This window comes from Microcystis sp. LE19-8.1F (assembly GCF_027531715.1).
GTDB classification, from domain to species: domain Bacteria; phylum Cyanobacteriota; class Cyanobacteriia; order Cyanobacteriales; family Microcystaceae; genus Microcystis; species Microcystis wesenbergii_A.
The window spans coordinates 1-11,515 of sequence record NZ_JAPZSO010000171.1; the positions used below are offsets into that span (position 1 = coordinate 1).

Sequence of the window (11,515 nt, forward strand, 5' to 3'; positions counted from 1 at the left end):
GTCGAGTCGATGGACGCATACTCGGAACTCGCTTTTTCTTTGATTCGACTCAAGCCTGGAAAACACCCGAATTTTTCTAGGGGTCTAACGGCTATGCGCCTTATCCAGCAAGCCTTTTAGTCGCCTTGTCACCCCTTGAAGTTTACAACTCAACGGTTTAGGACTATTACGGGACTTTTTAACCAAAAAATCGACGAAGTTTGGCTATTTCGTGTGACAGATTTACGCATTTTAAAGCCATTTCTTTATCGTTTGTTTGGAATAGCAAATCTTTACATTTACTCTACAGATAGAAATAACAAACTCGTGGTTATTCAGGCAATTTCGCTTACAGATGCCTTGAAGCTGCATGAAATTCTTCAACAGCAAGTCAACATTGAGCGACATAGAAATCGACCTGATATTCCAGGCTCTTGGCAGTAATCAATCATCTCAAAAAAAGGAAATAGTAATATGGCTGACCAAAACACATCTACTAACGGCGAGACTAATACTTCTTGTCCCAGCACAATAGATCCAACTTACCACAGAAGAGTAACTTCAGACAGTCGGAACGCCCAGCCGCAAAGAAGGCGCGGATGGCATTGCTGACTCCCAGCAGTCCAAATAGATAATGAAGCGATTTTCACAAACGCCGCTGTTTTGGTTTCTCCCATCTTTCCAGAATTAAACCTGAAGGCTGAGGAGATTTTACCCAATATTGGGGCGATCAAAAATAACTAATCTTCATGAAAGGTTTATGGTATATTGGTTGTCGTTGTTTCATTTTGACCGACAGCGCGGCGTAAATTGGCGATCGCCTGATTGTAACTAACAGTAGCCCGCAGGAGACTAAGCTTAGCCTGATTGAGATTATTCTGGGCGCTGATCACATCCAACTGAGTCCCAACACCGGCTAAAAAGCGAGTCCGATTTGCTCCTAAACTTTGCTCAGCGAACTTCACCGCTTCCTGAGCCGTACTGTAGTTAGCTTGACTGACCTGTAAATTTGCATAACTCTGGGTAACTTCTTGGCGAATTTGGTTATGAACATCGGCAAACTGAGTTACTGCAATTTCCTCACTTACCTTAGCCGACTGAGCCTGAGCCGAGGCATTACCTCCATCATAAAAATTCCACTGCATTTGCGCCGTCAGAGAATAACCCCCGCCCCAGAAATTGCCATCAACTCCATCAGGAAAGCCACCGCCGGAATTGAGTGCCTTATTAATATCCGTTTGCGCCACAAGTTGAACTTGAGGACGTATATTAGCGAGGGCGATTTGTTGTTGAGCTTGGGCAACTTTTTGTTGTAGTAATTGTTGTTTAAGTTCAGGACGTTGGCTATAGGCGACTCCTAAACTTTCCGGTAACGATAACGCCCATTGATCTTCTAACCTAATCTCGTCTGCCGCTGTCACCATCACCCCATCTCGCACACTCAGTAATTGGGTCAAATTACTTTGTGCTGATAGGAGATCTCCTTGGGACTGGGCCAGTTGTTGTTGAGCATTTTTGACTTGAACCTGAGCCTGAAGCACATCAGCAATAGTGGCAAAACCTGCTTCCTTGAGAGCTTGGGCATCATTGAGAGTAATTTGAGCATTATTTAAATTATCCTCAGCAATCTGAATTTGCGCCTGAGCCTGTTGAATACTGTAGTACCCCAAGCGAATTTGTTGGTTGAGAGTCTGCTGTTGTAACTCCACCTGGAGCAGTTGAATTTTCAGTTGTTCCTGCGCCGCCTGAAGATTGCCAGCGCGACCGCCACCACCATAGACTAAATAGCTGAGAGTGAGGGTCGTATCCAAAGTGGTAAAAGGATTATCTAGTGGCGTAATTGTATATTGATTTACTCCCGAAGGTCCACGAATGAGAACGGTTTGAGTTTGATTATAATTCAAGCCGACACTGGAATAAACTTGATTGTAAAATTTCTGTTCTAGGCTATCCACAGAATAGACGGCTGTATTGAGATTAATCCCCAGGCTCAGGTTAGGTAAATAGGCCGCCTCGGCAGATTTGACTTTTAGTTGGGCCTGTTGTAACTGTTGCTGAGTGATTTGTAGTTGACGGTTATTTTTCCGAGCTAAATCCAAAGCCTCCGGTAAACTCAATTTAATTAAATTTTGGATTTGGAGTTCGCTTGGTGCTTGCGGTAAGACAAGGGGAGCTACTGGCAGTTGTAGGAGATCAGAATCTTCTAGGGCTAGTTCAGGACTCGGTAGCACGGTGGGAGAAACAGGAGACAGAGATTGAGCCAAGCCGCCAGCAGACAGGATCCCGAGAATGCCTCCGACTAAACTCAAAGTTGTCAATAAAGAAAACAAGGGAAAAGCATTCATGAGAATTGAGGAACGTTAAAGCATTTGGCGAGCAGTTAATTGGGCAAATAATCCAGGCTGATGGGCAAGTTCTTCAAAGTTTCCTTGTTGAACGATGCGTCCCTGATCCAGAACATAGATCTGGTCAGCATAACGAATAGTGCTCAGACGGTGAGCAATCACTAGACGGGACACATTAAGCTGGTCTAAACTTTCAGTAACGATCGCCTGGGTTTGATTATCAAGAGCGCTGGTAGCTTCATCAAACAGGAGAATTTTCGGTTTCAGTACCAAAGCTTTAGCAATCAAGAGGCGTTGGCGTTGTCCCCCAGAAAGATTGGTTCCCCCTTCACTGACGACGGTATTCATCCCCATCGGCATCGCTTTAATATCGGCAGCAAAACCGGCCATCGTTGCTGCTTGCCAAGCTTCATCGAGAGTCACCAGAGAACCCCCGGCGATGTTATCGAAAATCGAAGCAGCCTGGAGACGACTGGTTTGTAGAACAACCCCTAACTGACGACGCACCGCTTGGATATTAAGTTGAGCTAAATCCTGATCATCGTAGTAAATCGCTCCTGCTTCGGGAGTTTCAAACCCCAGGAGAAGCCTTAGCAGGGTTGATTTCCCACAGCCAGTTGTCCCAACTAAAGCGACAAAATCCCCGGCATTAACGGTCAAGCTTACCCCATTAAGAATCGGAGACTGTTCCGGTTGATAACGAAAAACCAGATCACTGACCGTAATTTTGCCATTTAATTTACCTGGGTCAATTTTAGTTTTATCTACTTCCAGAGGAGCCTTGAGTACCGGTTGAGTTCGTTCCCATAAATTCAAGACATCCAAAGAGCCTACTAGAGTATTACTCAAACTGGTAATACTACCAACAAAAGTACCCAAGGCTGCATTAGCCGCCATAAAGTTGCCCACACTCAACTCAGGTAAAACAAAAGGATTGAGGGGACGCATTTGACCGTAGGTAAACCAGAACAGGACAATCGTCACCACCGAGGAAAGAACTTGGTTGGATAAATTCAGACTATTGGTAGTGATATTTATCTTGAGATTGAGTTCTGAGCGCTGGCGGTAATCATTGGACCAGTAAGCAAAAGCCCGTTCCTGGGCTCCGGCTACGCGCAGTTTAGCCACGCTGTTAATAATTTGCACCACCTTGCCAAAAATTTCCCCCTCTAGGTTGAGCAGAAGACGATTTTGCCTGACGATAATGTAGCTATGAATTGTCGTAATCATCACCGTAGCGATCGCCGTTGCCAAACCCAGGAGGGCAATATCGAAGGAGTAATAGAGCATTAAACCTAGGTTTAACAGAGCAAAAAAACTACTGAGGATAACATTAAGAGTCGAGCCACTAAGCTGACGACGGATTTTGGTAATGCCCATAATGCGGGATTGTAGATCCCCACTACTGTACTGCCGAAAAAAACGCGCCTGGAGTTGCAGTACCCGGTCCCAGACTGCTGCTTGAGTCGAAGCATCAGAAGCCGTTTCCAAGCGCAACAGAGTAAAGCCTTGCGTCAGCTTAAAGAAAGTAACGCTGATGGCCGAGGTAACCAGAACCATCCCCATTTGCCAAAGTAGTCCCGTCTCCGCATTGGGAATCACTTCATTAAATAAATGCCCAATCAGGATCGGGTTGAGCATATTCAACAAAGTTGCTGAGAGAGCACAGATAGCAATGAGAAACAGATCGCCGTAGCGTTGGTAAAGGGCAAACTTGAGGATGGCACCAATCCCAATGACCTGAGCGGTAAAAGTCCGATAAAACATTAAGGCCATGGGAGCCAGGCTATTGGCTACCTCGACACTGAGGGTGGCGGTAGTTTGAGCAACCGGGTCATAGATGAGATAAGGATGGCCTGGGACGGGAATGAGGGCGACGGGAGCCTTATTTTGGCGGTAGGCCAGTAGGGGGCCATTGTCCTGATTCCACCATTGTCCCGACAACAGCACATAACGCATCTGGAGGCGGGAAGCCCGAATAATGCCTTCGAGGGGATTTTTCATGCGTTTGAGGTCTTCTGATGCTGGGGGCGGTTTGATTTCTACATTCAGGTAGCGGCCAATCCGTCCCATTGCTCGCAGTAAAGGGGTGGGTAATTGTTCAATATTTTGTGCTGGTGGACGACCAAAGACTGTGGAGAGTTTGGCTAGGGTGTTTTCGATTACCGCCTGGTTTTGTTGGACACGTTGTTCGAGTTTGTGAACTTCTAGCCGTGCTTCATACTGATAGAACTTGTCGAGGTAGCCGATTAGTAATTGGTGATATTGAGCCATCCCCCGGTGCAGGTTTTCCGGTTGGGGTGGTTCAGTCGTCAATTCTATTTGGGTTGTTTCATCCGCCCGGAACCACTGTTGTAAAAAGAGAGGAATCGGGACAGAGTCGGCGCACAGTACCAGATCTGGCTGGCCCAAAAAGTGCAACTTACCCTGATGACATTGCAACCACAGCAGATTATTAGAGCCTTGAATAATCGCTTGCGGGGCGAGGGGTTGACTGATTTGATTGAGATTCAGGGGCGGATGGGGTGGACTGGAGAGTTTATCGGCGAGAAATCGGCCTAAATGGGTCAGCCAACCCAGGATTTCGGGACTCCAGGTTTCCGCTGAGGCTAGGTCACTTTCGACTAGGGGGGTGACTTCCGTCTGTTCTAAGGCGATCGCCATCAGGCCAAAGGGGACAGCCCCAGGGTCTATTCCCCACAAGAGTTCCCCCGCTGTGACCGTAAACCAATAGTGACGATGACCTTCCCAGCTTTCTTCGACTTTTTCGACACAAAAAAGCGCGAGACTTCCCTTCTCTACCCGATACAGTTGCTCCGATGAGGTAAGGGATAAGCTTTGATTACTGTGAATAATTTGGCAAGAAACTGCTTCAATCATATAGATTTTAGATTTTAGATTTTGAGATGCTTACATTTATAAAGTCACTCCTCCTCCTTCTACTTGGACTAACTTGGCATAGTAACCTCCAGCCTGCCAAAGTTGTTCATGGGTTCCTCGCTGAATTACCTTACCTTGAGCTAAAACAATAATTTCTTCGCAGTCTCGAATCGTACTCAAACGATGGGCGACAATAATACAAGTACAGCCCCGTCTTCGTAAATTCAAATCAATCAATCGTTCGGTTTCTGCATCCAAAGCACTGGTGGCTTCATCCATAACAAGAATCGAGGGATTTGTGGTCAAGGCGCGGGCAATTTCTAAACGTTGTCGTTGTCCACCACTCAGATTAGCCGCCCCTTCTAAGAGAACACTATCGTAACCATGGGGAAGACTAACAATAGTTTCATGAATTAAAGCATCTTGACAGGCCGCCACCAAATCATGGTCAGAAATCGTTTGATCCCACAGCGTTAGATTTTCTCGAATAGTTCCGCCAAATAAGACAATATCTTGTTCAACCAGGGCGAGGGAATTAGTCAACAGATAAGGACTAATTTGGCACCGAGACTGACCATCAAAATAAATTTCCCCGCTGGTTGGTTGATATAGTCCGGTGACGAGTTTAGCGAGGGTTGATTTTCCAGAACCTGTCGCCCCCACCAAGGCGACTCGTTGGCCTGGTTTCAGTTGCAAATTAAAGTTATCAATCAAAGGCGCTTCTACAGAACTGTAGCCAAAACTAACCTGACGAAATTCCACATAACCCTGAAGTTTGGGGCGGGTTAAGGTTTCGGTTATTGATGCTTGGAGAAGCAGGGTTTGTTGTTGTTTAATTTCGGGATCAATGTCATTGTCTAGGACATCATCAAGGCGATTAATCTTCCCTACCATTTCCTGAATATTTTGTCCGAGAGTCACCAAACTATTAACCGGCTGAAGGAATTGCTTAGATAACTGTTGAAAAGCAAAGAAACTTCCCAAGGTCATGATCCCTTTAATCACTCCCAGTCCACCGAGAATAATGATAGCTAAACCAGCAATATTAGAAATAAAACTGGGTAACACCCCCAAAACTTGGCTTTGGACTCCCAATTCCTGCTGACCATTATTCGCTTTAGCGTAGTAGCCAGCCCAACGGGCAAAAAATTCGGTTTCTAGTCCAGTTGCTTTAATAGTTTCAATATTTTGAATACCACTAATGCTAATCCCTGCTACCTTACCAAAATCTTGAATCAGCGTCATATTTGCATCAACTCTGGCCCGGGAAACCCACTGGAGGGCGACTAAGTTTACCGCCGCCAGCAAAATGAGAATTATCGTTAAATTTAAATCGTAGGTCATTAAAATTACGCCATAGATTACCATCGTCACTACCCCAATCATTGTCGTAGCGAGACGACCACTAAGGGTACTAGCAACACTGTCGTTGTAACTAACGCGATTGCTAATTTCCCCGGCAAATCTCTGGGCGTAGAAACCAATCGGTAACTGTAATAAATGCCAGAGAAAACTCCCGGACATTTCCACACTAAGTTTAGTTTGCATCCGGCGAAGATAGCGTAATTGGGCTTCATTGAGCAAAAAATTAAGCACTGTCGCTAACCCCAAAGCCCAAAGAATCGGTAATAACCAAGACCGGCCTTCACCAATTACTTCATCGAGGTATTCACCCCCCAAAACCGGTATCGCCACTTGAGGGACAATAATTAGTAGTCCGAGAATAAAACAAGCGGTAGCCGAATCGAGAACTGTAATTAATCGTTGGTAGAGGGATACTAAGATATTCGGTTTTATCCCTCCCTTTTCGAAGCTATTAGTAGGTTTAAAGGTCAATACTACCCCAGTGTATCCCTGGTCAAAGTTTTCCTGGGTAATACGACGACGACCAAGGGCCGGGTCTGAGAGATAGGCCCATTTTTCATCGAAGCCCTCAACGACTAAAAAATGGTTGAAATTCCAAAAGACAATGTAGGGCGGATCAACATGATAAACTTGTTCGAGTTCGTATTTAAATCCTAGGGCTTCTAGCCCATAGCTTTTGGCCGCTTTGACAATACTGGATGCTTTACTACCATTACGAGAAATGCCACAGACCTGACGTAATTCTGCTAAGGGAATATACTTCTGGTAATACTCAAGAATGATCTTTAAAGCCGCCGCCCCACATTCTACAGCCTCCATTTGTAATACTGTCGGAGTTTTGACCCGCTTAAACCGCACCTTAGTCGTTTTCGGTGTTGTAGTAACCATGACTTATTCCTCACCCGTAATTGAACGAAAGAAGGGCAAAACAAAGGAGATAGGCGCTCTTTGATCTACTGTAACTTGACTGATGGTTGTCGTCCCTTGGGTAATTTTTTGATTCGGACCTTGACGGGAAGACCATTCAAAGCCACTATAGGCTTTTGGGTCAGTTTTCAGGTGAATAGCAACTCCAATAGTTTGATTATTCGCTGTTAAACTTTTAGCAAGATCAGCATCACCGATTAACAGCGCCGCTTCTTCAACAGAACTGGGAAATTCCGCTACTTTAGTGACAGTTCCCACAATACCGCCGTAGTCTTTTTTCTGCACGGTGCTGGGGGTGATTTCTGCACTCATCCCCGCTTTGATCTGTTTGCCATTACCAATACTAAAAAAGCTTAGACTAATTAGGGATTCTTCCCGATCAGAGCGCATTAGTTTGGCAATATTTTGACCAGGGTTTACCAGTTCTCCTACCTGAACTTGAATGTCAATAACGCGACCAGGATATTCGCTGCGAATGTAGCCATTGCGTTGGATTTGCAGTTGTAATTGGGCGATGTCATTCTCTAAAGATTGCCGCTGGTTTACTTGCTCGTCTAGGGTTTTACGGGTTCCTAAATCTAGTTGGGTGAGTTGACTTTGAACTTGGATTACTTGAGACTTAAGTTCATCAATTCTACGCTGATTTTCTAAAAAACTTTGTTCATTTTGAGTTGCTTGAATCTCTAATTGTTGAACCTGATTAAGCAGTTGACTGATTTTATTATTATTATCTAACTGTGCTTGTTCTAATTGAGCTTCTTGAGAATCTAATTGTTTTAGGTTGGCTTTAATGCTGGAGTTTTGATCAAATATTTGTAGGATTTGCTGCTCTGTTTGCAAGATAATATTAATGGTAATAAGTTCTTTTGCTTGTAATTCCTTCTGTTTGGTGTAGATCTTTTGCAAATTTTTCAACACTTCATTGGCTTTATTGAGTTGCTCATTAAGACTTTGACGTTGGGCGGTGATCGCTGTTCGATTGGTGGCGAGGGACTTAACCCCAGTAGTTTGTAGTTGTTGAACTTGAGTCAGGATATCTTGTTTCTGACTGAGAATCGCTGCGAGATTTTTATCCTTAAGTAAACGCCCAAACTGTTCGGCTTCCCGAATCTGTTTTTGGTAATTAGAGCGTTGTTGTTCAAGAGTAAGCTTTTGCTCTGAATTATCTTGATTTTGTAGGGTATTTTCGCGATTAAACTGGGAATTGAGGAGTCTGAGTTCGGCCTGCTTCTCGCGGAGTTGTTGCTCTAGTTCTGGCTGTTCCACAATTGCAATTAAATCCCCAGTTTTGATGGTTTGGTCGAGTTTAACCTTAAGGGATTTAATCCGACCAGAAGCAATTCCTTCGATTTGCGTGACTTTTTCAAGATAAACCAGCACCCCCTGACCCATAACTGTAATTGGAATCCGGCCAAAAATGCTCCAAATCACAATCGCTACTGTCACAAAGGCCAAACTTCCCGTCCACCACCACCCCTTCGGACTGATGACTTCCATCAATTGATCGAGTTTTTCTGGCGAGGAGAGACGCTCAATAGACTTAGTGCGGAAGGGGGAATTAGGGGGTGGAGTCATTTCAGTTAGCAGTTATTAGTTAGCAGTTATCAGTTAGCAGTTATCAGTTAGCAGTTATTAGTGACTACCGCCTGAAGTAGTAAGGTAGATATTGCCCACCAAATCAACAAGATTACCTAAATGCTATTGCATTATTTAAAGCGTGTCAATCCATTATTCCTGTCCTTTCTGGAGAAGTCTAAGAGATTATCCTTTCAAATAACCTCCAGCAAAATCCTTTTCCCTGGGTAGGGAAGGGACATCCCCCCGGACTGCTAAGCTGAGAAAACGCTTACTAGCCTCCAGTAGGATATGACGTTCCTTAAGCAGCATGAGGGTTTGTTGCACTTCCTCTGGAGACGCAGAATCTGCCTCCATTTGTTGCAATTTTTTCAATAATTCTCGAAACGTGAGGGCTTGGTCACAGGCGAGAAAAACTAAACGCTCTAAGCCGTAGAGATAGGAAACCCGCTCGGTAGCGCAGGGACGAGTATCAAACAGGAGAATACGGTGGCCGTGGTCATCGTAGCAAAAGAGGGGCGCTTGCTTCGAGCCCCAAAATAACTTCCGCCATTCATTGACACAGCGTTGAGTGGCCTGGAGACCTGGGGTATCAAACTTGATGGGATGGAGGTGTAAATTCTCCCCATTGTCACCTGTTTTTTCAAAGAAGTAAGCCAAGTCAGCAATAGCCTGGGACTCTAAAGGATAAATGTAGGAATAGCTGGCAAAGGGTGCAATATTGATCCCATACTTGGCGGGGTCATTGTGATAGGGACTAAAACGATCATAGCGAATCCGACGTATTTGGCTGGGGGGTTGTAGATGCACAATTAAAGGCAGCCATTGGGCCATTTCTGCGTACCAATCATCTTGTTCTCCAGGAAAATCCACCAAAATGTTCCAAGCAAGGCGAATGCCAAATTCTCGTCCCCACTTCAGCAGTTGTATGTTGATGGCGGTACTGGTGCCTTTGTTCATTAACTTCAGCACTTGATCGTGGAGGTTCTCAATACCTGGTTGAATCCAATTCACCCCAGCTTTGGCTAATTTTTCCACATCATGGTGACTTAAATTAGCCTTAGTCTCATAAAAGAGAGTATAGGGAGGTTGCTTTTCTGAAAATTGAGGAATCAGGGTTTGCAAATGTTGTTGAGACAAAATATTGTCAACCACTTCAAATTTACGGATTTTATAACGTTGGGAAAGTTCTGCAAATTCCGTTAAAACCTTATCTGTGGATTTGGTGCGGTAGTTAATCCCATCGCCATTCAAACCACAAAAGGTACAATGATTTTTCTGCCCCCACCAACAACCTCGGGAGGTTTCTGCTAGTAATCCCGGCACAATGGTTGTTTTTAATTGGGATTGCGTTAGGGTTTTAAAGTAATCGTCATAGTCGGGTGTTGGTACTTGATCTAAATTGTGAATTATGGCTCTGGGTGCAGTTTCCCACTTTCGTTTAACTTCTCTATCTCGTGGGGTAATTACACCGTAGGGGACTTTTTCGGGGGCAATTTCGCGCCCTTCCTCAATTAATAAACGACACAGGGGAGCAAAAAGTTCATCCCCTTCGCCGGAAGCGACAAAATCTACCCAAGGAAATTCTCGGTGAGTGGTAACACCCATAATTCCTTCACAATTTGCTCCTCCCATCAAGGTGATAATTTCTGGTTTCAGGGATTTAATACGCCGCAGAATTGCTAGGGAAGCACAATGTTGTTGAAAAGTAGAACTACAGCTAACAATTTTGGGCTGATAACTGAGAATTTCCTGGGCTAACTCTTCGATAAACACCGTAGCCGCTTCTCGAATTTTCCACAATTCTTGCTGCATTTCTGAGTCATGTCTAAGGGTTAAAACTTGCTCAAAATATTGCTGATAATCTGGAGAAAAATCAGGAAAGGCTAGGTGAGAAAATGTCCATTCACCGACTAAATCCTCGGTGGCTTGACGATCAAGAACACCATATTTTTTCGTGCCAATTTTGTCCGCAAATTTCAGATTGCCGTAAACTGCTGTTGAAGAAATCCCTGCTTGGTTTAAACAGCCCTTTAAAATACCAATCGCCAGCGAAGGATGGGTAATATCCGCATAGGGCATCAGGACGAAACAAACATCTACCATAGTAATGAGCTTTGGGTTTTAAATGGTTTTTCAGAAGTTAACGTTCTCGAAACTTTAGGAAAAATCAAGCCTGATTAAAAGCCTGCCGCACTCTAGGTTGAAAAAAGTAAGACAAAATCGCTCCGTAGATAATCAGTAACAGTAAGCTGAGAAGCCAAGGTAGTCGTCCCGCAAACAGACTAATGATAATGATGGCAATAGACCTCTTGCAAAAGTCTTAAGTCGATCCTTGTACAGCAACATTTTTGAAGATTATCAACTACTAATAAATAATTAACTGAAAGTCCCTCCCATTATTGTTTCTATCGTTTGTTTTCGGATTTATGCAAGAGGTCTAA

6 protein-coding genes and 1 pseudogene are annotated in these 11,515 nt (G+C 44.4%); 1 reads left to right on the plus strand and 6 read right to left on the minus strand.

The window, feature by feature from the left end; translation table 11 throughout:
* Positions 1-135 precede the first annotated feature (135 nt).
* On the plus strand, positions 136-423 hold the full coding sequence (locus tag O9334_RS16520; protein WP_288001264.1) for a PH domain-containing protein: 288 nt from the start codon (positions 136-138) through the stop codon (positions 421-423).
* 64 nt (positions 424-487) lie between these two features.
* Here the strand turns inward: O9334_RS16520 and O9334_RS16525 are convergent.
* The 6 genes and pseudogenes from O9334_RS16525 to O9334_RS16550 form a co-directional block, all read right to left on the minus strand.
* Positions 488-613: pseudogene (locus tag O9334_RS16525) on the minus strand (hypothetical protein); the annotation flags it as partial.
* A 124-nt stretch (positions 614-737) separates the two neighbouring features.
* Positions 738-2,324, minus strand: a complete 1,587-nt coding sequence (locus O9334_RS16530; RefSeq protein ID WP_190356727.1) for a TolC family protein — start codon at positions 2,322-2,324, stop codon at positions 738-740.
* Positions 2,325-2,339: 15 nt separating this feature from the next.
* The gene (locus O9334_RS16535; protein ID WP_190356726.1) at positions 2,340-5,204 is read right to left on the minus strand and encodes an NHLP bacteriocin export ABC transporter permease/ATPase subunit; all 2,865 of its coding nucleotides are present in this window, start codon (positions 5,202-5,204) and stop codon (positions 2,340-2,342) included.
* 36 nt (positions 5,205-5,240) lie between these two features.
* Entirely contained in the window at positions 5,241-7,457 is a 2,217-nt protein-coding gene (locus tag O9334_RS16540) for an NHLP family bacteriocin export ABC transporter peptidase/permease/ATPase subunit (RefSeq protein WP_190356725.1), read from the minus strand.
* A 3-nt stretch (positions 7,458-7,460) separates the two neighbouring features.
* Positions 7,461-9,071, minus strand: coding sequence for an NHLP bacteriocin system secretion protein (locus O9334_RS16545; protein ID WP_288001269.1), 1,611 nt, complete (start codon positions 9,069-9,071; stop codon positions 7,461-7,463).
* 186 nt (positions 9,072-9,257) lie between these two features.
* Positions 9,258-11,177: a RiPP maturation radical SAM C-methyltransferase gene (locus O9334_RS16550; RefSeq protein WP_288001272.1), complete on the minus strand. Its 1,920-nt coding sequence runs from the start codon at positions 11,175-11,177 to the stop codon at positions 9,258-9,260.
* Positions 11,178-11,515: the final 338 nt, after the last annotated feature.